At 35.8% G+C, this 21,889-nt stretch carries 24 protein-coding genes and 1 pseudogene; 14 read left to right on the forward strand and 11 right to left on the reverse strand.

Going from position 1 to position 21,889, the window contains the following annotated elements:
• Window positions 1-188 precede the first annotated feature (188 nt).
• The 4 genes from EKM66_RS11515 to EKM66_RS11530 all read right to left on the reverse strand — a co-directional run bounded on the left by EKM66_RS11515 (window position 189) and on the right by EKM66_RS11530 (window position 4,503).
• The gene (locus EKM66_RS11515) at window positions 189-1,076 is read right to left on the reverse strand and encodes an N-acetylglucosamine kinase (protein ID WP_125764763.1); all 888 of its coding nucleotides are present in this window, start codon (window positions 1,074-1,076) and stop codon (window positions 189-191) included.
• A 13-nt stretch (window positions 1,077-1,089) separates the two neighbouring features.
• Window positions 1,090-1,989, reverse strand: a complete 900-nt coding sequence (murQ, locus tag EKM66_RS11520) for an N-acetylmuramic acid 6-phosphate etherase (RefSeq protein ID WP_404811473.1) — start codon at window positions 1,987-1,989, stop codon at window positions 1,090-1,092.
• Between the two features lie 86 nt (window positions 1,990-2,075).
• Complete coding sequence (locus EKM66_RS11525; protein ID WP_125764767.1) at window positions 2,076-3,170, reverse strand: DUF871 domain-containing protein; 1,095 nt, start codon at window positions 3,168-3,170, stop codon at window positions 2,076-2,078.
• Window positions 3,171-3,186: 16 nt separating this feature from the next.
• Window positions 3,187-4,503, reverse strand: coding sequence for a PTS sugar transporter subunit IIC (locus tag EKM66_RS11530; RefSeq protein WP_125764808.1), 1,317 nt, complete (start codon window positions 4,501-4,503; stop codon window positions 3,187-3,189).
• Window positions 4,504-4,729: 226 nt separating this feature from the next.
• Here EKM66_RS11530 and EKM66_RS11535 point away from each other — a divergent pair, with 226 nt between their 5' ends.
• From EKM66_RS11535 to EKM66_RS11545, 3 genes are read left to right on the forward strand one after another with little or no spacing between them, the layout of a single operon-like run.
• Entirely contained in the window at window positions 4,730-5,458 is a 729-nt protein-coding gene (locus EKM66_RS11535) for a GntR family transcriptional regulator (protein WP_125764769.1), read from the forward strand.
• 13 nt (window positions 5,459-5,471) lie between these two features.
• Window positions 5,472-6,254 carry an alpha/beta hydrolase gene (locus EKM66_RS11540; RefSeq protein WP_125764771.1) on the forward strand — a complete coding sequence of 261 codons (783 nt, stop codon included), beginning with the start codon at window positions 5,472-5,474 and terminating at the stop codon, window positions 6,252-6,254.
• 2 nt (window positions 6,255-6,256) lie between these two features.
• Window positions 6,257-6,619 (forward strand): hypothetical protein, encoded by a 363-nt coding sequence (locus EKM66_RS11545; RefSeq protein ID WP_125764773.1) that lies wholly within the window; start codon window positions 6,257-6,259, stop codon window positions 6,617-6,619.
• Window positions 6,620-6,985: 366 nt separating this feature from the next.
• On the opposite strand, the gene EKM66_RS11550 is transcribed toward EKM66_RS11545, so the two are convergent.
• The gene (locus EKM66_RS11550; protein ID WP_318530625.1) at window positions 6,986-7,753 is read right to left on the reverse strand and encodes a Fic family protein; all 768 of its coding nucleotides are present in this window, start codon (window positions 7,751-7,753) and stop codon (window positions 6,986-6,988) included.
• Window positions 7,754-8,076: 323 nt separating this feature from the next.
• Between EKM66_RS11550 and EKM66_RS11555 the strand changes: the two genes are divergently transcribed.
• Window positions 8,077-8,424, forward strand: a complete 348-nt coding sequence (locus EKM66_RS11555; protein WP_125764775.1) for a hypothetical protein — start codon at window positions 8,077-8,079, stop codon at window positions 8,422-8,424.
• A gap of 37 nt (window positions 8,425-8,461) precedes the next feature.
• Here EKM66_RS11555 and EKM66_RS11560 read toward each other — a convergent pair whose 3' ends face one another.
• Entirely contained in the window at window positions 8,462-9,313 is an 852-nt protein-coding gene (locus EKM66_RS11560; RefSeq protein WP_125764777.1) for a KilA-N domain-containing protein, read from the reverse strand.
• A 563-nt stretch (window positions 9,314-9,876) separates the two neighbouring features.
• Here EKM66_RS11560 and EKM66_RS11565 point away from each other — a divergent pair.
• The 3 genes from EKM66_RS11565 (at window position 9,877) to EKM66_RS11575 (ending at window position 12,198) form a co-directional block, all read left to right on the forward strand.
• The gene (locus EKM66_RS11565; RefSeq protein ID WP_125764779.1) at window positions 9,877-10,389 is read left to right on the forward strand and encodes a DUF1440 domain-containing protein; all 513 of its coding nucleotides are present in this window, start codon (window positions 9,877-9,879) and stop codon (window positions 10,387-10,389) included.
• 7 nt (window positions 10,390-10,396) lie between these two features.
• On the forward strand, window positions 10,397-11,722 hold the full coding sequence (locus tag EKM66_RS11570) for an MFS transporter (protein WP_125764781.1): 1,326 nt from the start codon (window positions 10,397-10,399) through the stop codon (window positions 11,720-11,722).
• A 104-nt stretch (window positions 11,723-11,826) separates the two neighbouring features.
• Window positions 11,827-12,198: a nuclear transport factor 2 family protein gene (locus tag EKM66_RS11575; protein WP_125764783.1), complete on the forward strand. Its 372-nt coding sequence runs from the start codon at window positions 11,827-11,829 to the stop codon at window positions 12,196-12,198.
• Here the strand turns inward: EKM66_RS11575 and EKM66_RS11580 are convergent.
• The 4 genes and pseudogenes from EKM66_RS11580 to EKM66_RS11595 form a co-directional block, all read right to left on the reverse strand.
• Window positions 12,191-13,150, reverse strand: coding sequence for an alcohol dehydrogenase catalytic domain-containing protein (locus EKM66_RS11580; RefSeq protein WP_125764785.1), 960 nt, complete (start codon window positions 13,148-13,150; stop codon window positions 12,191-12,193). The two genes, EKM66_RS11575 and EKM66_RS11580, sit on opposite strands and share 8 nt — an antisense overlap.
• Window positions 13,147-13,809 carry a ribose-5-phosphate isomerase A gene (locus EKM66_RS11585; protein WP_125764787.1) on the reverse strand — a complete coding sequence of 221 codons (663 nt, stop codon included), beginning with the start codon at window positions 13,807-13,809 and terminating at the stop codon, window positions 13,147-13,149. Before EKM66_RS11585 ends, EKM66_RS11580 begins: the two co-directional genes overlap by 4 nt.
• 172 nt (window positions 13,810-13,981) lie before the next feature.
• Window positions 13,982-14,308, reverse strand: a pseudogene (locus tag EKM66_RS12765) (C40 family peptidase); the annotation flags it as partial.
• Window positions 14,309-14,897: 589 nt separating this feature from the next.
• On the reverse strand, window positions 14,898-15,455 hold the full coding sequence (locus EKM66_RS11595; protein WP_125764791.1) for a guanylate kinase: 558 nt from the start codon (window positions 15,453-15,455) through the stop codon (window positions 14,898-14,900).
• Between the two features lie 84 nt (window positions 15,456-15,539).
• Here EKM66_RS11595 and EKM66_RS11600 point away from each other — a divergent pair, with 84 nt between their 5' ends.
• Entirely contained in the window at window positions 15,540-15,743 is a 204-nt protein-coding gene (locus EKM66_RS11600) for a DUF2187 domain-containing protein (RefSeq protein ID WP_125764793.1), read from the forward strand.
• A gap of 53 nt (window positions 15,744-15,796) precedes the next feature.
• On the opposite strand, the gene EKM66_RS11605 is transcribed toward EKM66_RS11600, so the two are convergent.
• Complete coding sequence (locus EKM66_RS11605) at window positions 15,797-16,429, reverse strand: LVIS_2131 family protein (protein ID WP_125764795.1); 633 nt, start codon at window positions 16,427-16,429, stop codon at window positions 15,797-15,799.
• A 285-nt stretch (window positions 16,430-16,714) separates the two neighbouring features.
• On the opposite strand from EKM66_RS11605, the gene nrdH reads away from it, so the two are divergent.
• From nrdH to EKM66_RS11635, 6 genes are all read left to right on the forward strand, one after another.
• On the forward strand, window positions 16,715-16,945 hold the full coding sequence (nrdH, locus tag EKM66_RS11610) for a glutaredoxin-like protein NrdH (RefSeq protein WP_125764796.1): 231 nt from the start codon (window positions 16,715-16,717) through the stop codon (window positions 16,943-16,945).
• Complete coding sequence (gene nrdI / locus EKM66_RS11615; protein WP_125764798.1) at window positions 16,945-17,319, forward strand: class Ib ribonucleoside-diphosphate reductase assembly flavoprotein NrdI; 375 nt, start codon at window positions 16,945-16,947, stop codon at window positions 17,317-17,319. Before nrdH ends, nrdI begins: the two co-directional genes overlap by 1 nt.
• Window positions 17,306-19,471 (forward strand): class 1b ribonucleoside-diphosphate reductase subunit alpha, encoded by a 2,166-nt coding sequence (gene nrdE / locus EKM66_RS11620; RefSeq protein ID WP_125764800.1) that lies wholly within the window; start codon window positions 17,306-17,308, stop codon window positions 19,469-19,471. Before nrdI ends, nrdE begins: the two co-directional genes overlap by 14 nt.
• Before the next feature lie 12 nt (window positions 19,472-19,483).
• Entirely contained in the window at window positions 19,484-20,512 is a 1,029-nt protein-coding gene (gene nrdF, locus EKM66_RS11625) for a class 1b ribonucleoside-diphosphate reductase subunit beta (protein WP_125764802.1), read from the forward strand.
• 209 nt (window positions 20,513-20,721) lie between these two features.
• Complete coding sequence (locus EKM66_RS11630) at window positions 20,722-21,183, forward strand: hypothetical protein (RefSeq protein WP_125764804.1); 462 nt, start codon at window positions 20,722-20,724, stop codon at window positions 21,181-21,183.
• Window positions 21,171-21,854: a hypothetical protein gene (locus EKM66_RS11635; RefSeq protein WP_164505140.1), complete on the forward strand. Its 684-nt coding sequence runs from the start codon at window positions 21,171-21,173 to the stop codon at window positions 21,852-21,854. The genes EKM66_RS11630 and EKM66_RS11635 overlap by 13 nt, the downstream gene beginning before the upstream one ends.
• Window positions 21,855-21,889 lie beyond the last annotated feature (35 nt).

Here is a 21,889-nt window from a genome sequence, read left to right on the forward strand (position 1 = left end):
TGGCACCACGGTGATACTGTGTTAAAGTAGATATGCTCATAGTAAATGTCTTCTTTCATGGTCTGTTTAGTCACTACCATTGTAAAACATTTACTATGGGTATTTTTTTTGATTAGGTGTTCGGATTAATTTTACAATTCACGACAACAAATAAAAAATAAACTAGTCGTAAGAGGTTAGAATATTTGTTACTTTGCATACAACACTGCAATAGCATTATTAAAATCAGGTTCAATCGGCAAAATATTAACTAATTGCTGATTAGGTTTGATTTGATCAGTTAAAACCTCACGGTAATAGCTATTCTTTTCGACGACTGATCCAGAAAATGCCAAACTGACTGTTGAATTGTGCCAATTAGTTTTACTTATAGCAATGTTGATCTGAGATCCTAATCCGTTAGCGGCTGTCTTAATAATTGATTCAGCCACTGTATCCCCAGCTTCAGCACGTTTCAAAACAAATGGTGTGAAGTCTGCGACATCTTTTTTATCCAATTTATAAAAGATGTTAAGCAAATCAGAGATATCTTTAGCTCCAATTTCCTTCAAAAATGACTTGGAAAAATCTGATACCTCGTCCAAATCTGTCTCTTTAGTAACTTGTTGAAACGCTAATTTACTAATTTGATAACCGCTGCCTTCATCACCAAGAAGATGACCCCAGCCACCAACACGTATCGGTTTATCGTCAACAATTCCCATAACGACGGATCCAGTACCAGAAATTGCAACCAAACCATTTTGACCTTTCAAGCGAGCAAGTAAGGCCAATTGAGCATCATTAATAATATTAATATTCAACTTGGGGAAATCCAGTTCTGTGATCAACTCATCAGTTCTGTTAAAGGCACTCAATCCAGCAATCCCGATCAATACCCTCAAGCAATTATCAGCATCAAGCTTTTGTAGAATTTCAAAAATAGCTGTATGAATATTCTTCACTGCCAATTTTGGATCAACCGCCAAATTAGCTGGACCTTGGACACTTTTCATCAAATTATTGCCTTGTTTATCATATGCAATTGCAACAGTATGCGTTCCGCCACAATCAATTCCAATCAAAAATTCTATCATTGTTAATTCTCCTTTAATTGATTGCTTCGCGGACAAATCCGTTGGATTCTTTTAACTTTGCTCTAGCTTCTGTAGCTGAGAAACTAGTCAAAGCCATAACGATAGCTACTTTCACATCTTTATCTGCATCCAAGAATAATTTTTCTGCAGTAGCTTTATCTACACCAGTTGCTAAACTAATAATTCTCTTAGATCTCTCGATTAATTTCTCGTTAGTAGGTTTTACATCGATCATCAGGTTCTTATATACTTTGCCGATCTTGATCATTGATGTAGTCGAAATAATATTAAGCACCATTTTTTGTGCTGTTCCAGACTTCATTCTTGTGGAACCAGACAACACTTCTGGTCCAGCATCTATTTCAATAGCAATATCCGAATAAGAACTGATTTTTGCATTCTTATTACATGCCAGACTTATTGTGTGACTCCCTACTTTTTGAGCATATTTTAATGCACCAATTACATAAGGTGTACGTCCACTAGCAGCGATACCTACAACAGTATCATTCTTAGTCAAGTTGATTTTCTTGAGATCTTCCATGCCCAAGTCATAAGAATCTTCGGCACCTTCAACTGCATTTGTCATGGCCTTTTGACCACCAGCTATCAATCCTTGAACCATTTCAGGATCAGTTCCAAAAGTTGGAACACACTCAGCTGCATCTAGCACACCCAAACGTCCACTAGTACCAGCTCCCATGTAGATCAAACGTCCATTTTTTTGAAATGAATCAACAACCAATTCAATAGCTTCAGTGATATTAATAATTTGTGGTTTAATGCTTGCACTAACCTTGCCATCTTCATTATTGATCAAGCTAACTATTTCTGAAGTAGACATCTGATCTAAGTTTGAGCTATTTGGATTTTGTTGTTCTGTTGTTAATGAACCAATTTTTTCATTCATAATATTTTCCTCTTATTCTAATTAAACGATTTGAAATAAAACCAACAAAATAGGAGCATTCTACCAGATGATAGCATGCTCCCAAAAGTTTAAGAATTAAAAGTTTCGAATCGAAACTTCATCCATGGTTTGATATAAGGTATCAAAATTTGTTCTACATCAGCCACATGACCAACAACATTCTTGTGTTGACCAACGTTAGGCATTTGCTGCTTAACAATATTGACTTCACCTTTGTATTGGCCGAACGAATCGTTACCAATAGTGATATCTCCTGGATTCAATTCTTCAATCGTATTATTAGCAGGAATACTCTCACCTTTATACTTCAATTTAACAAAAGTAGAACGGATACTGTAACTATTAATATCTCCACGATTGAAATGTTGATAATTCAATAAAATGTCTTTTTCAATTTGCGTAACATTTGAAGAAAAATCAACCGCTAAGCTTAATTGATCTTGGTTTACTTGACTCAGCTTCTTCAATTCATCTTCACTAGCGAATTGATTACTGATCAAGACATCATCGATCAAACCAGTTGCTAGTAGATGCTTTGCTTGAACTTCAATTGGCAAGTCACGATGCATCTCTAGTGTTGGTAATCCATCATTGAACGGATGCGGACCGGTAGTTGCTACTTGTGACGTTACAAATGCTGCGGTCTTCAAACCTAACTTCTTGTACTTTTCGGTACATTTAGTGAAGAAATCTAGATCAAGTCCAGTGAATCGTTGTGGATAGAAGTTATGACATCCACTAAGACGCTTCTTATTAGGAACATATGACATAATGTTCTCAATATTTCCGGCATCAGAAGATAGATTAAGTTCAATGTTGAGATCTGAATCTTCATAACTCATTAACGATTCAGTCAAACCATCAAAATTAGCATCTAATCGAATAGCACTAGCTCCGATTTCTTTGAATAAGTTCAAATTATGGTAATCAACCCCTAAGATACCAAACAATCTAGGATTGACGTCCAAAGTGACCTGCATTTTTAAGTCATTAGCAACTGTAAAGATTTCTTTGAATTGTTTTAATACAGCATCCCTATTCTCTGGTGTAACCTCCAAAAGACTTGCAAAGACTCGCTTAAATCCGTATTTGGCAGCCAATTGAAGATAACTAATGTTCTCCTCAGTTGTAGCCTTATTGGGATAAATTGAAATTCCTAACATCTAATTAACTCCTTTATTAAGCTGTTGCTGTAGAAGTATCAGCTTTTTTAGCATCTTCTTCAGCAGCAAGCTGTTCTTTCTTCAATTGATTCTTATCCCAAACTTTGAAGAATGGATAGTAAATAAGTACAGCAACAATAATATTAATAATGTTCAAAACTGCTGCTCGCCAATCAAATCCTGTTGCCATAAATGCACCGATAGGCCCTGGAAGTGTCCATGGTACTAAGGCAATAGTACGGTTGACCAAGTGTGTGATTGTTGCTAACCATGTAATGATACCCATTGCTAATGGAGCAAAAACAAATGGAATAGCGAAGTAAGGGTTCATAACAATAGGAACACCGAAAATTACAGGTTCATTGATATTGAATATCGATGGAACAAGTGTAACTTTACCCATTGTCTTACCGAAACTTGATTTAGAGAAGAATGCTAACAAGATACATAGTGCCAATGTTGCACCGGCACCACCAACATAAACGAACCACTGGAAGAATTGTTCTGTCATATAGTGAGGAACCGTTGCGGCAGTAGCACCCTTTGAAAGTGCAGCCATATTAGCATTTAAGTTTGGATACCACAATGGCCAAAAGATTGGTGTTGCTAAAGCGGCACCGTGAATACCAAACAACCATGCAATATCTGTCAAAATAATTGGCACGATTACAGATGCTAAATTATCACGTCCGAAGTATCCAAGTGGACTGAATACCCATTGTAAGAACGCATTGATATCGAAATTAAATCCGATGTGAATTGTCCAAGCACCGACAATCAAGATAGTTGCTGGGATCAATGCTGAAAATGATGCAGCAACTGCAGGTGGTACACCATCTGGTAATTTGATTACTAAGTGGTGATCACGACATAATCTAGTTACTTCGGCTGTCAAAATGGCAGCTAACATAGCAGTAAATAATCCAGCCGCACCGAAATTAGTTAGTGGAACGACTGTAGCAGCTGCTTTCAAACCTAAGGCTTTAAAAGCTGCTGGTGTAGTTGTAATTGGTTTAACCGCTAATAGTAAGAAAATCATTACTGAAACGGCACCAGTTGAGATCTTATCAAAGTCATACTCTTCTGCTAAACGACCAGCGATAGCAAAAGCAGCGTAAATTGACATGAATCCCATTGAAAAGTTAATTGGAATTGCTAAACCCGCTGCATATGGTTGAATGAATGTCTTCCATGCATCAATTGGCATTTGTGTAAGAATCGTAAAGAATGATCCAACAATGGCAACTGGAATGATGACGGCCATACCATCACGGATAGCACGTAAATAACGATTGGCTGCAATTTTACCCATTACTTCAACGGTTTTTTGCATCCAAGGTCTTTGCTGTTTATCCAATATTTACATCCCCTTTTGTAAATTGTTAAATTTTTGTCTTGCTCAATTCAACTTAATGCATTAAGCTTAACCGGTACAAAGCATAACATATAAATTATAAAAAGTTCACCGCTTACATACTTTATTGGTCAACATTTTATCTTTATTTAGTAAAAGTATATACATTTAATGCGTTAACCCTAAAAAATAAGGAGCTAATGAAATGAGCAAAAAAGAACCTATTTATAAGACCATTTTCAATTCACTTGTCTTAGAACTCAACTCAACTAAGTTCAAGAAGAATGATCCATTTTATAGTGAGAATGACATTCGTACAAAGTATCGGGTCAGTTCAACCACCGCCGTCAGGGTCTTAAATACTTTGGCAAGTGAAGGATATATTCATCGTGTTCAAGGTCGCGGAAGTTTCGTATCGAAGTTTAATCGTGGAACTTCTGTTAGAGTGACTGATACTCATATTTACGATCAAAACAACGAACAAGTGATAGTTTTAATAGCTAATGGTGAGACTCCTCCTCCTTCAGACTCTAATTTTGATGATGAACCAACTTGGTATTTTGAACGTTTACGTCAAATTGAAGAGGCACCATTTGAATATTCTACATCTTGGTATTATCAAGATTTAATCAATGCGAATAATATTAAGCATCCTAGTAAAATCCATTCGATCTATTCATTGATAAGTAAAGACAATGGATTGGATATGCTACAACAAGGATTCAGCCAAAATTATTCAGTCGTACCGATATCAAATCAAAGAATTGCCGATTACTTACATATTCCATTGAACACCGACGTTGTACGAATTGAACGCTGGGTTTATAAGGAAGACCTGAATTTTGAATATACTGTCAGCTACTTACTAGCGAACTATTTTGGACTTCGGATCACAAGCGATAACAAATCCATCAAGTTTAATGAATTAAATTAAAGGAGTAATAATTTTGTCGATACATATTAATAACTTCTATTCCAACGTTTTACAACGATTCGTCGAAACAAGAGTCATCCTGCCAGAGCCTATGGATGACACTGGAAATGTGATGAAAGAATTCACTACTGGTTCTAAAAGGATTCCAACTGTCTGGCTCTTACATGGTCTAGGAGGAGATTCTTCAATCTGGTTACGAAGAACCGCTATTGAACAACTTGCTACTCAATATCATGTGGCAGTTGTTATGCCACAGACTGAAAGAGGATTCTATACAGATATGGTTAATGGCCCTAAGTACTGGACCTTTTTAACGCAAGAATTACCTCAACGAATGCAATTCATCTTTCCACTAAGTCAAGCAAAGGAAGATAACTATCTACTTGGTAACTCTATGGGTGGATACGGTGCTCTGCGTTGGGCACTGACTTATCCCGAAAAGTTCAATTCCGTGGCTGTATTGTCTCCGGTAACTAATCTATCCGAATTCAGGAATGAACAATCGCACATTATGCCTGACTTTGATTTGGCTTTTGATCGAAACAAGTTGAGCAATAGTAATGTTGACATCAAGTACCTGCTAGACAATTTTGAAACATCTAATTCATTAAGAGTCATGATGTCTACCGGATCAGATGATATCTTAAGAAAAATGGATTATGAATCTAAAGAACAATTTGAAAAAGTATTCAAAGATAAGTTCACTTGGCGCAAAGATGACGGTCAACACAACTGGACTCTATGGAACAAGCAATTACCGATCGCTATGGATTGGTTATTTAAAGAAGGAGAATAACTATGCTAGCTAAAACAAAAAAATATAATTTAAAAAGACACACTCTTTACGCACTTATACCACTCTTGGTTTCATTTCTAATTTATCCATTTTTGCCAAACAGAATTTTTGTACCCGTAGCCACAGCGGATCTATCACCTTGGGGTATCAGATCGAATATCTTTGTTTACCCACTATTCGGCCTACTTTTATGGTTAGGAATACTAGCATTCGTTTACTTTAATCGACTAAGAGAACGCAACTTAGATAACATTCATGAGTCTTACAAACCTTTGGAAGGTTATTACATTTTAGGCGGTTGGATCATTATTGTTTTGACTACTTTAATGGTCTTGATTGAATCATTGGTAACACTATTACATTAGAATGAACAAAAAAATCTCACATCGTCTAAAGATGTGAGATTTGCTTTTTTTTAAATATAAATCAGGGGGAAATATATTTTTACTTGTATATATGCTTTTTATGAGGGGTTTCATTTAATTTAAGGGGGGATTAAATGAAGTTTTTTACATTATAGGGATTATTTTTAAGGGTTTTATCTATTTTGTGTAATTGTTATTTTTTAGAATTTTTATAAGGGTTGTATCTCTAACTCTGGGTCTACCGTTTCATTCGTTCACCTCTTTGTTATTTGACTATGCTTAAATAATAACGCTTAGTTATGAATAATTAATTGGGAAAGTACGAATAATTCAGTAACAATTTGTGAAGAAATTGTGAGGGTGATTTTAACGGTCAATTCCATAAATACAATTATCATAGGTCCACTTTAGGATTGCGTTCATATTGTTGGTATTATAGTATTTCGTCAACAATTCATTAAACTCTTCCATTTGTAATTCATTAATGTTCAAAACACCAAGACCATTTCTAATCATGTAATAATTTGCGAATAAAATTGCTGTTCTTTTATTTCCATCCCAGAAGTATTGTTTTCTCATCATCGTATACATTAGCTGTATGATATTTTGCGTTTTAGAATTGGACTTGTTGTTAACGATAATTTCGGTATCATTAATCAATTCTTCTTCAGTTGGTATATCAGGTTCATACTCAACTCCACCAATTTGAACATTCCCTGTCCTAATCGCACCTGGTTCTATCGCATCGTCTCTGGCAACTATCCTATTAATCTTTTTTGCAGAATTAATATTAAACTCATCTTTAGAGTTAATAACGTATTCCCAACCACGTTTTAAATTAACAATTACACCTATATCGTCAATGCTAACACCTGCAACACTCATACCTTCAACAATTGTTTTAGTTTGAGGTAAAGTAGTATTTACCCCTTCAAATTTTGAATTGGAATGTATTAACTGTACAAAATTCTTCTTCGCTACAAATTTATTTTCTTTATCTGTTAAATTATATTTATTATCCAAATGATCACACATAACAATCTCCTTCTTATAAGGCAACACTATTTGATATAAGTATACAAAACAAAAAGGCTCGCGTCTTCCGGCACGAGTTCCTTTTCCTATTATATGCATGATTTTTTCTCTCTTTCTGACAAATTCTTGTATTAAAACTCATTTTTAAAATATATATCGGGGAGGAAATATATTTTTACTTGTGTAATTTATGAGGGTTGTTTTTTAAATAAGGGTTTTTAATTTTTAAGGGTTTAATCTATTTTATGTTTTAAGAGTGTTACTAGTTAAATTGCTTTATCATTACCATTCGTTCACCTCTTTGTTATTTGACTATGCTTAAATAATAACGTCCAAATATGAATAATTAATTGGGAAAGTACGAATAAATCAATAATAATTTGTGAAGGAAATATGACAACGGCGTTATCAGATTCAATAATATGAACAAGCTTGGCAATAGACTATTCATGATGATTTTTCCTAACTTCACCAAGCTTGAACAAATAAATACCAGTGACATCAAGAGTGCTCAAGTTATTGGATCTACTGGTGAGATCAAGTCACTCGACTTCATGGTGCCGGTATCCAATGCTTACAGCATTTTTTACGCTAGAATGTCTATGATCAAGAATCCTCTAGAGATCCAATTAACCTTAAATGATGGTCGCAAAATTGACCTTGATGCTTCAAGGGATTACACATATCACTCAAAAGAAACTATTCAAAGACTCAACCAATTCATGACTGACTTAGACATCTCTGTTAGAAAAACAGAGCCGTTGCACTAAAAAAAGGTAATTCTGCATTAATTACAGGATTACCTTTTTAATTTAACTTGTTATTATTTCTCGAAATACGTTCATCGATTTTATTTTTAATCAAGGTTTCCATTTGTTCACGAGCCATAAGATTAAGTTTTTTTGTTCTCTCTTGTGCATTCATACCATCTTTAATTAGCTCTGCATTCATACTTTCCAAATTAGCAAGAACCGTCAATTGTGTAATTGTAGCATTATCACGAATATTTCCCTTTTTTTCTAAATACTTATTTTTCCATTGCTTTGCAGTTAATCCAAAGAGAGACATATTTAATCTATCTGCTTCATTTGCATACTGAAATCTAGTTTGAGCACTTGTTAATTCACTAGGTATCAAATTTTCTTTAATAGCATCTGTATGCAATTTATAATTTATTTTTGAAAATGTACGCTTTATATCCCACTCTAAATTCAGATGACTGCTCTCACTACTTTTTAATTGTTGATAATCTTTAATTAAATATAGTTTGAATTCAGCTGAAATCCACGTTGCGAATTCAAAGGCAATATCAGATTGAGCATAAGTACCACCATACCTACCTGCTTGAGAAATAATTCCGATAGCATTAGTACTTTTTATCCATTTGGTTGGAGACATGACAAATGTATTAGACCCGGTCTGATTAAGAATTTCAGTAAATTCTGAATTATTAAATTTAGGATTATTCAATTGTTCCCAAACACCCAAATATTCTAATGTGCTCCTTGACCTCATCCAATTTCTAATCAATTCATTTGGATTGTCTTGATTTTTATATTTTGAGATTCCAGTAATGCTAATATAGTCTCCATTATTTCCTTCACTAAATAAATTTACTTCTATACCCTTAACATTTATTGAATCTCTATTCTTAGTCAATTTGATGATCTCCTTTTAAACCCACCGAAATCGACGGGTTTAGAATACGAACATTACAACATTTTTTACTATAAAAATCGCATACTTAGTATTATAAACGAATACACTACAAAAATTTTATTTAAATATTTATTCTATGCACTAAAAAAAACAGGAATCCTGCAGTAGAGGCAGGGTTCCTGTTTTTGAACTTAAAAATATATATCAGGGGGGAAATATATTTTTACTTGTATATGCTTTTTATATAGGGGTTTTATTTAATTTATAGGGGGGATTAAATAAAATTGTGTTTATAGGGAATCTATATTTGTTGTGAGTTTTTAAGAAAATATTTACGGGTAGTATCACTTGAATACTAAAGTTGTTGGTCCATCCTGTCACCTCTTATTTCTTTTTGACTATGCTTAAATAATAACGTCTAATTATGAATAATTAATTGGAAAAGTACGAATAAATCAGTAATAAAGTATGAAGAAATTGTGATGGCTCAAGACCTATCACCTGAGATATCACAAAGGTTGTTTTATAATGAAATCAAATACGATCATAGGGGGCACAAATTTATGAAATTATCACATGAACAAAAGGGAAATCTTAAGGCAGCCGTCATTGCTGGAACAGCTGCGGGAGTAGTATCTGGATTAGTTAAACTTGGCTGGGAAAATATCCTGCCACCAAGAACTGCAGAGCGTAACTCAACTAATCCTCCACAGAAGTTGCTTCAACAATTCGGCATGCCTGAGAAATGGACTCACGCAACCTATACTTATTCAGGTGAGAAGTTACCTTGGGTCAGCTACTTGATGCACTTTGGCTTCTCAACTTCATTCGCTATTATTTATGAAGTTCTAGCACAATACAAACCATATATCAGAGCTGGTAAGGGTTCGATCTTTGGATTAGCTATCTGGGTAGCCTTCCACATCGGTATCATGCCAATGATGAAGACAGTTCCTTCACCTTCGGACCAACCAACTGAAGAACACATATCTGAGGCACTCGGTCACATTGCATGGATGTGGACTAACGATGTTGTCGGAGCAGAAATCTACCGTCGCTTAACTGCACAAAAGTAGGTGTCATATGAGCAAATGGCAAACATCAATTCCTGAACGGCTCAGTTATGGGTTGAGTGATGCAGCGGATAATTTGGTCTTCCAAATGATGACAATGTATCTTTTGTTCTTTTATACCGATGTTTTCGGACTCACTCCTAACGAAGTAGCCATTTTATTTGTCGTGGCTAGAACTGCCGATGTATTCGAAAGTTTACTAATAGGTGTTATGATCGATCATACTCATTCCAAATGGGGCAAGAGTCGACCATTCTTCTTATGGTTCTCATTTCCATACGTTGTCTTCGCAATTCTGACTTTCGTCACACCGAACTTCCTCCCTCATTCTGGCAAACTTATCTGGGCATATATAACTTACCTTGGTCTAGGATTCTTCTACACCGCAGTTAACTTACCTATCACATCTATCTTGCCAACAATGACTGAGAACGAGAAGGAAACTACCTTATTAGGTGTTATCAGACAGTTCTTTGGTAGTTCCGTTCAAATTATCGTGGCAACCTTCACCGTTCCTCTAGTGGCATTCTTTGGACGTGGTGATCAACAAAAAGGATTCCTACTGACAATTGCCCTATTCGGATTAATATCGTTAGTATTGATCCTTAACACTTTCTTCCACGTTCGTGAGCGTTTCACTAATGACGAGATCAATCACCAACCGCTATCTGAAGTCTGGGGCATGATGAAGAAGAACAAACCATGGATGGTTATTTCCGTTGTTATCTTCTTATATTGGATGACAACCGCCATCAAGAATCAGACAATTATTTACTACTTCAAGTATGTTCTCAAAAATGAAGCTATGGTGTCACTAGCCAATAGTTTTACCCTAACCGCTTTGATCGGAGTTGTTTCAATCTACTTCGTCTCGGGTCGCTTGGGCAAGAAGAATACAATGCTTAGTGGGATTGCGACTGCCTTTGTTGGACAATTGATAATAACCTTTGCGGCTTACAGCCAAAATGTCCCTACCTTATTCGTAGGTATTTTCGTTAATTCCATCGGTAACGGATTCATAATTGGACTAGTATCAATTATGATTGCGGACACGATTCGTTACGGTACAGCTATGGGAATCCAAGCCGAAGGTGTTCTGGCATCAACCGATGACTTCGGAGTTAACCTAGGCCTTGGACTTGGTGGATTGGTGACCGCTGAATCATTGCAACTGACAGGATATGTCTCCAACAAAACTCAGTCAGCTTCAACTATTTCAGCCATCAACCTTAACTTTGCAATAATCCCTTTGATATTGTACGTCGTAATGTTCTTGATTTTATTAGCATATAACGAGAATAAGATTCAATCTAAGATTAATGAAATAACTAACTAGTTTATGTCATCAAAAAGCCTCGATATTTTCGAGGTTTTTTTATTAGCTATTTCGCAAAATCTGTTTATACTTATCGTCGAGAGAGTATAAGAAGGTGTTATATCATGAATAAAACAATGGATAGAAATATTGTCGCAATCAAGAGGTATTTCGAACTATCCGACATGGCTTCTAACGATGAACAAGCACTAGATGAAATCATCGATCTCTTCGCTGATAACGTTACTATCAGATCAGATTTAAACGGGGCTGTTGCCAATAAAGAAGAAGCAATTGAGTTCTTCAGAGACTTTTTCGGTCACAACAAGGAGCTCAAACATGTCTTCAAGATACAGACTCTCGAGAACTACTACCAGATTGAGTGGTCTTTAGCTGGAGTTAACGAAGACGATAAATTCTTCGCTCTACACGGTTTCAACTACTACAGATTCGACGATGAGGGCAAAATAATCTCTCTCTTAATTGAAGTTATCTAAGATCTATCAATAATCTCTTGCCCGAATCCATCCCCTCTTCAAGCATTTTATGGGCTTTGGCCGCTTGTGACAGAGGAAGAATTTCATACGTATCATCCAATAAATAGTGTTTTCCAAGCCAGTAGTTCAATACTCTACTGGCTTTTTGTATTTGTTCCAAAGTAGCGTGACTGATAACAAAACCTTTGATTGCCTTGGAATTAGTGTAAAATTGACGAACATCAAAAGTGAATTGATTACTTTTGGGAGCCGTGATCAAAACAATTTGACCACCCAATGTTAGTCGTTGAATATTATCGTTCAAATCAACTTTGCCAGATGTATCAATTATGTAATCAAAGTCATGTTCAATTGAACCAACTGGCTCGTGATAATCATAAGTTTCACTACTGCCAAGCTTGACCAAGCGCTCAAAATCTCGATTATTACTAGTGGTCGATACTGTAAATCCCAGTAACTTACTCAACTGGACTAATTTAGTTCCCACATGACCCGCAGCTCCTTCAATCAAAATACTGCCACCATGTTTAACATCAAAAACATCGTTTAAGACAATGGCTGCTGTAGCTGATGAATGAACTGAAGCAATCAGCTTTTTCTCATCCACATTTGGGGCATGAAACAAACGAGAAGATGGAATTGTGACTAATTCACTAGTAACTCCTGGTCTGCCATCATAGCCCATACTATTAGTCCAAACTACCTCGCCGATTTTGAATCCCGTAACCTTTGATCCGAATTCCTGAACTACACCCACAGCATCACGGCCAATTACAAATGGAAATGTCATTTCAGTTTCAAAACCACCAGCACGAACAAAAGTATCAACGTGATTGACTGATGCAAAATGTACTCTGACCAAAACTTCATTATCTTTAATAGTAGGAATTGGTAATTCTCCAACCTGTATTTCATCGTAAGAACCTGTTTTGTTAATATATGCCGCTTTCATTTTAAACTTCCTTTTTGAATAACTTGATCACCATCAGCTAGCAGTGCTGCAGTCACAAGATCATGAAAATATGAGGTACCAACAACACCATTTAAACTGCTCAATTTTTGATTTATCTCATCGATATTGTCCCAATTGTCGAAGTAGCAATCGATCAAACCATTGCCTAGTTTACTACGTACCATACCGGCAACGTCACTTGACTGACGCAGTTTGGCCTTGCCACCTAATGATTCAACGTAGTCAATCACTTGCGCAATAGCAGGCTCAATTACTTCTAGACTCAAGAATATATCTGGATTTAATTTTTTCTCCATTCGTTCACGAGGTCCCAAAATCACATAATTATTGGCTTTTTGAGCGTAAAGTTTTTCAAAGGTGTGAATACCACCTTTGCTCTTGAGAACATTTAGCGCTTCATCCAAAGAATCACAACCATCGAATCCTAGATCAATATGGTCCACCTGATCCAATTCTTTAACATCAAAACCTAGCTCCAAACAAGTCTCCTTAGTAACTTCTGATGGAGTACAAACCGTTATATCTAAGTTTTCCTTAGCGACTTCTTTCATTAGTCGATTAACAGTATTTCCACCACCAAAGCTGACTACCATATCAGGTTGAATAAGTTTTATCGTTGCTTCAAGTAATTTTTCCATAATTGACCTCGTTTCATTGTGTTTATTTCTATCTTACTAAAGATTAGTGCCAGTGGGGAGTGATGTCACATGTCTCCGGTCAAAATCAAACAATAACCTCAAAAAATGCGAAAAAAAAGACCGCCAAAAGGCGATCTATAAGTGATTTTTATTTTGAATTTGTAATTTTATCCTACAAAACCTTAACAGCGAATGAAGGCATGAAGTAACCTGAGATACTTGAAATCTTAACTGATTCGCCTGGTTGAGGTGCAGCGATGTATTGGTTATTGCCTAAGTAGATAGCAACGTGGTATGAAGAACCTTGGCCACCCCAGAATAATAGATCTCCGGCTGAGGCTTGTGAAACAGCTTCTTTTGAGCCAGCTGATTCTTGAGCTACTGTATAACCACCGATGCTCTTACCTGTTGCTTGTTGGTATACGTATGATGTGAAACCTGAGCAGTCAAATCCTGAAGGAGTCTTACCACCCCATACATATGGTGTACCTAAGTATTGCTTTGCAGTACTGATAACAGCGTCAGCATCTGATTGTGAGCTATCTGTAGCAGCTTCTGTAACAGCTGATGAATCAGTAACGTCTGAAGCTTTAACCCATTCGTTTGTACCTACATAGTAGAATACGTCACCGTTGTCAGCTTGAACAGCCTTACCAACAGCCCATGAAGTGTTGGCAGCAAGTGCACGACCAGCAGTCTTGGCATTTGATGTAGCTGAAGTATATAGATATGTTAGTCCGTTAGTTTTAACAGCTGTTGGTGTTGCTGTAGCAGCGTGTGTAGTAGTAGCTTGTGAAACACCTAATCCTGTAACTGCAAGTGAAGCAGCGGCTGTAAATGAAATTAGACTCTTTTTAACTTTAGTATTCAAAATGAAAATCCCCCGTAATGGTTAATTGTTTTTTTAATAGTTTAAATTTTTCTTAAATGTTATTTTCTTAATCACTCAACGATGACTATAATACACTCCGAATATTGCAGAATTGTTACAGCAATTGTATAAGAATGTTACACTTTTTCGTTCACAAAATTAAAAGGCTACCAATGCTGATATAACAGTATTGGTAGCCTTTTTGTGAATAATCAAATTACTTGATATTTGCGTTATTTATGACATTATCAACCATTTTCTTGGTTATTTTGATGTCTTTGTTAATAATTTCGTATGATTTTCCCTTTAATTCATCCGGAATCGTCAAATCTCGCTTGAATTCATCACTCGCAATTCGCTTCTTTAATCTAGTCGGATCATCCCCACGGCTCTGTAATCTCTGGGCAACCGTATCTAAGTCAGCTTCTAAAAAGATGATTATTGCTGTTTTACCATATTTCTTCTCATATGAGATTGCTCCAGCAGTATCAACTACAATACTGGCAACATCGACTGTCTGCCACATTGCGTTTAGACTCTCTTCAGACGAACCATAATGATGTCCAGAATATTCTACTTGTTCCAAGTAGTGGTTTTGGGCAAAAGTTTCATCCGTTTCAAAGTGATAATCTACTCCATCCACTTCGCCCAAACGAGGAAGTCTTGTTGTATGAGTGATTACAGCCGGAATATTATATTTTTCTTTTAAATATTGGCTAATAGTGGTCTTACCCGTACCACTAGCGCCGGTTATCACAATAATTTTTTTGTCCATATTAGTGTCCTATATTTGAATTATTTCTTCTACTATATTATTATACTAGTCTGTTAAGTAAAAAATCCTAGGAGATTTATACATATGAAAATAGAAGATTTGAAGGTCGGAGAAGTTTACAAGTGTAAAGTGGATGAAGATATGGATTATCCATTTGAAGGTAAAGTTGAAAAAGTCTACGAGCATTCAGCTTTGATGGAAATTGTTAAGAATGATCCTAAAGATGATTCTAACAAGATGGAACTAAACAACAAAATTGTCGTAAGTATCAAGAAGATCAAAAAATAAATATTTTAGAAAAAACGGAGCCATGGCATTTGTCATGACTCCGTTTTTCTATTCTATTTTGAACTTTCTACATTGATAAATGATCTAGCTGGTACACGCAAGACACGATATTCAGTCGCAAAACGTCCTGCCTTAAGTCCTAAGCCATTTTCAAAGTTATTCTTATAACGCGCTTGAGCAGTGATCACATAAGCATATTGGTACTTAGAATCCATCTGCTTGATCTTATCCATTTCCCAATTCATATGCATCCCTGACACATTGAATGATAATGTTGCATCAGAAATAGTCGCATTACGGCTTGATACTGAGTAAGTAGAATTATTTACCCAATATTGATAAACATCATTACCACTATTATTATCTTTCTTATCGATCTTTACATAGTAACCTTGACCATCATCGGTAGTCTGAATGATCATTGGTTCATACTTATATGTCATCGCAATATCTTCTTTGTTTTTCAGGTCGACACGTGAGAACAGTGAAACATAGAGCATCCCACTGACCGCAACAATAACCAGAACAATTTCTAATAAATCTACCAAAATTGTTTTCCAGGTAATTCCGCCCTTTTGGACGACTAATATTTTTAAATGACGATTTCTAATATTAAATACCACGAGTATCAGCAGTGCAATTACTACTAACCACGCGATAATTCCCACAAAATTCCAAGAACTCATAATTTTCTCCCTACCAATTTATTGCTTTCCGTTATTTGTAATTTTAACCGAAAACCATATAATAGTCATTACGGTAATTTTACCACGAATGAATTGAATATTATAAAATTTGGACATTATTATCTAGACAGAAGTGCGTCAGGTTGGTACTTAGGGCCACACTATGATGTATACCAATTATAGTTCAATACTATATATTGTGTTTTTATAGGAACAATTACTAGTATTGGTATATTGAATGTTTTATACTAGTGAATGAATCACATTTCGAGGGAGCGAATCATTATGAACAACGTAATCGTATATAGCAAAAACAACTGCATGCAATGCAAAATGACAAAGAGATATTTGAAAGAACACAATATCAACTTTGAAGAACATAACATTAACAAGGAACCACAATATCTTGATATTCTAAAACAACAAGGCTTTCAAAGTGTACCAGTAGTTATGCCTGAAAATAGCGACCCCATCGTCGGTTTCCGCCCAGATAGCTTGAAAGAACTAGCTAACTAATGGTCGAAGTAGCCTTCTACTCAATTACTGGCCAAACTCGACGTTTTGTTGATAAGACCGGTCTAAATGGATATGAAATCAATGACGCCGATCCGTTTCACGAAATGGGTCGGTCTTTTATTCTCATCGTTCCGGCATACGACGATGACATGATGGACTCGGTCGTCGATTTCCTACAATACAAAGATAACGCCAAGAACTGCGTAGGATTAGCTGGCGGCGGTAATCGTAATTTTAATACTTTATACAACCATACGGCTCACGATATTGCCAAAGGACTGGACGTTCCGGTGGTATTCGAGTTCGAGTTCAACGGTACTAATAAAGACGTAGAAAATTTCAAGAAAGTAGTGAATAACTTTGGGACTAAATAATCTGGATGTAACTAAAGTAAGTTACTTCAAACTAAATAACGAAATCAATATTCCGGTTGACGGTAAAATTCCATTGAATAAGGATCAAGAAGCTGTCAAAGCCTTCTTCGCTGAAAATGTCGAACCAAATACTATGAAATTCGATTCTTTTAAGGACCATATCGATTATTTGATCGAGAATGACTATATCGAAAAAGTGGTTATCGACAAATATCCATTCGAATTCATCGAAAACCTCTATCAATCATTATTAGACCAACATTTCCAATTCAAGTCATTCATGGCTGCATACAAGTTCTTCAATCAATATGTTATTAAGACCAATAACGGTGACATGTATTTGGAAAACTACGAGATGCGTATTCTTTTTAATGCACTATTATTTGCGAACGGTGACCAAGAACAAGCTACAACCTTGGCTCACGAAATGATCATGCAACGTTATCAGCCAGCTACTCCATCATTCTTGAATGCTGGTAGAAAACGTCGTGGTGAATACGTTTCTTGTTTCTTATTACAAATTACCGATGACATGAATAGTATCGGACGGACTGTCAATTCAGCTCTACAACTATCACGTATTGGTGGTGGTGTTGGTATTACACTATCCAACTTGCGTGAATCTGGTTCTCCTATCAAGGGAATCGATAATTCTTCATCTGGTGTCTTACCAGTTATGAAATTACTAGAGGATAGTTTCAGTTACAGTAATCAATTAGGCCAACGTCAAGGTGCCGGTGCGGTTTACTTGAATGTCTTCCATCCTGACATTATTGATTTCTTATCTGCCAAAAAAGAAAATGCGGATGAAAAAGTTCGTGTTAAAACTCTTTCACTTGGTGTTATCGTCCCTGACAAGTATTATGAATTAGTTAGAAACGATTCAGATATGTATTTATTCAGCCCTTATTCAGTTGAACGTGTTTACGGCAAACCATTCTCATACATCGATATCACCAAAGAATATGACAACATGGTCGCTGACGACCGTATCAAGAAGTACAAGATCAACGCCCGTGAACTTGAAGATGAAATCAGCAAGTTGCAACAAGAATCTGGTTATCCATACGTACTGAATATTGACACCGTTAACCGTGAGAACCCTATCGCCGGTAAAGTTATCATGAGTAACTTGTGTACCGAGATCCAACAAGTTCAAATCCCTTCAGAATTAAATGATGCACAGGAATTCGTTAAGCTTGGAACAGATGTTAGCTGTAACCTGGGTTCAACTAATATTGTTAATATGATGCAAAGCCCTGACTTTGGTAAGTCAATTCGTTCTATGCTTCGTGCATTGACATTCGTCAGTGACGCTTCAAACATCACAGCTGTACCTTCAGTTGCACATGGTAATAAGATGAGCCATTCTGTTGGACTTGGTGCCATGGGACTTCATACTTATCTAGCCCAACAACACATCGAATACGGTTCACCAGAATCAATCGAATTCATAGGTGTTTACTTCATGTTACTTAACTACTGGACATTGGTTGAGAGCAATCATATCGCCAAAGAACGCAACGAAAACTTCGTTAACTTCGAAAACTCTGACTACGCCAACGGTTCATACTTCGATAAGTATCTGAAAGAAGACTTCGGTCCTAAGTCAGAACTAGTTAAGGGATTATTCAAAGGTATCAAGATTCCTGACCAAAACGATTGGGCAAATCTCAAGTCAGATATTCAGCGTGATGGATTGTATAACGCCTATCGTCTAGCTGTTGCCCCTAACGGTTCTATCTCATACGTCAACAATACTAGTGCAAGTTTGCAACCAATCACTCGTCTGGTTGAAGAAAGACAAGAGAAGAAGAACGGTAAGCTGTACTTCCCAGCTCCACTACTAAGTAATGACACGATCAAATACTACAAGTCAGCTTATGACACAGATATGCGTAAAGTCATCGACATCTATGCCTCAGCACAAAGATTCGTCGATCAAGGAATGAGTTTGACATTATTCGTCCGCTCGGTCATCCCTGAAGGACTATACGAATGGAAGACTGATCCTAAACAAACCACTCGTGACCTAAGTATTTTACGTAACTACGCATACTACAAGGGCATCAAGTCGCTATATTATGTTCGTACATTTACTGAAAACAACGATGAAATCGGAAGCAATGAATGTGAAAGCTGCTCAATTTAGGAGGATTTAACAATGGTTGACACGTATTACAAAGCCATGAACTGGAACAAACTAGAAGACGTCGTGGACAAGGCTACTTGGGAGAAACTTACTTCTCAATTCTGGCTCGACACACGTATTCCACTATCAAATGATATGGACGACTGGAGAACTTTAAGTGATATTGAACACACTGTTGTCGGACACGTCTTCGGTGGATTGACACTACTTGATACCTTGCAATCACAAGACGGTATCGAAGCTATGTTGAAGGATACACGTACTCAAGCCGAAACAGCTGTCTTCAATAATATTCAATTCATGGAATCTGTTCATGCCAAGAGTTATTCTTCTATCTTCAGTACCTTGAATACCGCCGAAGAAATCGAAGAAATCTTCGAATGGACTGATCACAATGAGTATCTCCAGAAAAAAGCCGAGATCATAAACAATATTTATCAAAACGGTACACCGTTACAAAAGAAAGTAGCAAGTGTATTCTTGGAGAGTTTCTTATTCTATTCAGGATTCTATACACCGTTATATTATCTTGGTAATAACAAACTAGCTAACGTTGCTGAAATCATCAAATTGATTATTCGTGACGAATCAGTTCACGGAACTTACATTGGATACAAATTTCAGTTAGGTTTTAACGAATTATCAGATGATAAGCAAGAAGAAATGCAAGATTGGATGTACGATCTGCTCTATGAATTATATGGTAACGAAGAGAAGTACACACATGAACTATATGAAGGAACTAACTGGACTGAAGAAGTTATGACATTCCTTCGTTATAACGCTAATAAGGCCTTGATGAACCTTGGACAATCACCATTGTTCCCAGATGGTAATGCTGAGGACGTTAACCCTATTGTTATGAATGGTATCTCAACTGGAACAACTAACCATGATTTCTTCTCACAAGTTGGTAATGGTTACTTGATGGGTAAAGTTGAAGCTATGAAAGATTCCGATTACGACATTGGATTGAATGACGATTCAGCTACACCAGATGGTGGCGGCGAATTGTTTAATAAGATCAAAAAATTAAAATAATTAAATCATATTAGATTAATAAATAGTCCCAATTTCATTAACATTGTGAAATTAGGACTATTTTTATTTCAGACTATTTTGAAGTAGTCACCTTATAAACGAAAAGTGATTTATATTTTACATTATTTTCACTTGTAATATACAAAAAATATATATTAAATCGTTATTATATGATTGTTCCAAAATAATATGAATATGGGATTCTAAATATGAAAAAGAGCATAGTTCTTTTATTTTTAAGTACTTCTTTAGCTGGCTTTTGGGCTGTACCAAGTATCAACACAGTTGAAGCAGCAAGCACCCAAAACAATTCTGGAATAAACATAACTTTAACTAAAGACACATCAAAGAACGGTTATGTTGAATTTGGTGACAATAATACAGTCATTAATAGTACTCCCGGCTTGATCAAATCGGCTAGTAATTTGAGATATTACGAAGCACTGCCAAGTAATGGAAGTTTTGTCAGTTATCCACTAACATACCCTGCTGATGCAGCTTGGGGAACTAAAGGATCATATGCAAAAATCAATTATAATTTAGGTGGATCCGGAGTCAAAGTATGGGTCGGCAATAATGTAAGAACTGCTAGAAGTCATAATGGTTTTGCAGACGCAAAAGTTTATGGTAGTTGGGACTACACTGCAAGATCAAGTTATTGGCTATCATGAAAATCACAAAAATAATCTTAATAGTTATATTCTTAGCGGGTACAATTGTATCCGCTTTTCTTGTTAAACAAACAGAATTAGATAACATAACAAAGATGCGATACTCAATCAATCGTTATTATACTCCCATAAAAATAAATAACTTTTCAAATGACGCATCTGATAAAATAAATTCTGGATCTCTAAAACCTTTCATGGAACAAGCAGCTAAAGCTGAAAATATTAATTTGTTATTCAGAAGTTATAACTATGGTTCAGAAACAAACAAAGACAAGTCTATTAATTACGGTAAAACTCAGTTTAATACTTACGATTATTTCTCAAATAATAGCAATAAAACAAAATTAAATATGCTTTACAACACTAAGAAATTAAAACAAAATACTAAAATAATAAATTTTACAACACCAGACCAAAAGTTTCATTTGTACAATATGAATAAATTAGGTAATCATGTTAATGGAATATTCCTAATAGAAACAAAAAATAAAAAGACGATAAATAATTTTAAACAGAGATTGATATCATTAGCATATCCAACTCTACATATAAGTAAAAACGATCTCTCAACATCATTAATTTTACCTAACCCTGAATTAAAATTACTAAATAAGTATTATAAATTTCTTCGCAAATTGCAAGAACAAGTTAGCCACTTTTTAAAATACTGATACCAAGGGGATTTCAGTTAATGGAGTTAAGTAAT

Origin of the sequence: Companilactobacillus hulinensis (assembly GCF_003946555.1) — a bacterium.
Taxonomy (GTDB): domain Bacteria; phylum Bacillota; class Bacilli; order Lactobacillales; family Lactobacillaceae; genus Companilactobacillus; species Companilactobacillus hulinensis.

Coding starts and splice junctions, on each gene's coding strand:
- EKM66_RS11545 (WP_125764773.1), top strand. CDS start 6,257: ATGCTAGCTAAAACAAAAAAATATAATTTAAAAAGACACACTCTTTAC.
- EKM66_RS11575 (WP_125764783.1), top strand. CDS start 11,827: ATGAATAAAACAATGGATAGAAATATTGTCGCAATCAAGAGGTATTTC.
- EKM66_RS11550 (WP_318530625.1), bottom strand. CDS start 7,753: ATGCATATAATAGGAAAAGGAACTCGTGCCGGAAGACGCGAGCCTTTT.
- EKM66_RS11555 (WP_125764775.1), top strand. CDS start 8,077: ATGAACAAGCTTGGCAATAGACTATTCATGATGATTTTTCCTAACTTC.
- EKM66_RS11595 (WP_125764791.1), bottom strand. CDS start 15,455: ATGGACAAAAAAATTATTGTGATAACCGGCGCTAGTGGTACGGGTAAG.
- nrdH (WP_125764796.1), top strand. CDS start 16,715: ATGAACAACGTAATCGTATATAGCAAAAACAACTGCATGCAATGCAAA.
- nrdF (WP_125764802.1), top strand. CDS start 19,484: ATGGTTGACACGTATTACAAAGCCATGAACTGGAACAAACTAGAAGAC.
- EKM66_RS11600 (WP_125764793.1), top strand. CDS start 15,540: ATGAAAATAGAAGATTTGAAGGTCGGAGAAGTTTACAAGTGTAAAGTG.
- EKM66_RS11585 (WP_125764787.1), bottom strand. CDS start 13,809: ATGGAAAAATTACTTGAAGCAACGATAAAACTTATTCAACCTGATATG.
- EKM66_RS11570 (WP_125764781.1), top strand. CDS start 10,397: ATGAGCAAATGGCAAACATCAATTCCTGAACGGCTCAGTTATGGGTTG.
- EKM66_RS11580 (WP_125764785.1), bottom strand. CDS start 13,150: ATGAAAGCGGCATATATTAACAAAACAGGTTCTTACGATGAAATACAG.
- EKM66_RS11605 (WP_125764795.1), bottom strand. CDS start 16,429: ATGAGTTCTTGGAATTTTGTGGGAATTATCGCGTGGTTAGTAGTAATT.
- EKM66_RS11535 (WP_125764769.1), top strand. CDS start 4,730: ATGAGCAAAAAAGAACCTATTTATAAGACCATTTTCAATTCACTTGTC.
- nrdI (WP_125764798.1), top strand. CDS start 16,945: ATGGTCGAAGTAGCCTTCTACTCAATTACTGGCCAAACTCGACGTTTT.
- EKM66_RS11525 (WP_125764767.1), bottom strand. CDS start 3,170: ATGTTAGGAATTTCAATTTATCCCAATAAGGCTACAACTGAGGAGAAC.
- EKM66_RS11530 (WP_125764808.1), bottom strand. CDS start 4,503: ATGCAAAAAACCGTTGAAGTAATGGGTAAAATTGCAGCCAATCGTTAT.
- EKM66_RS11565 (WP_125764779.1), top strand. CDS start 9,877: ATGAAATTATCACATGAACAAAAGGGAAATCTTAAGGCAGCCGTCATT.
- EKM66_RS11515 (WP_125764763.1), bottom strand. CDS start 1,076: ATGATAGAATTTTTGATTGGAATTGATTGTGGCGGAACGCATACTGTT.
- EKM66_RS11630 (WP_125764804.1), top strand. CDS start 20,722: ATGAAAAAGAGCATAGTTCTTTTATTTTTAAGTACTTCTTTAGCTGGC.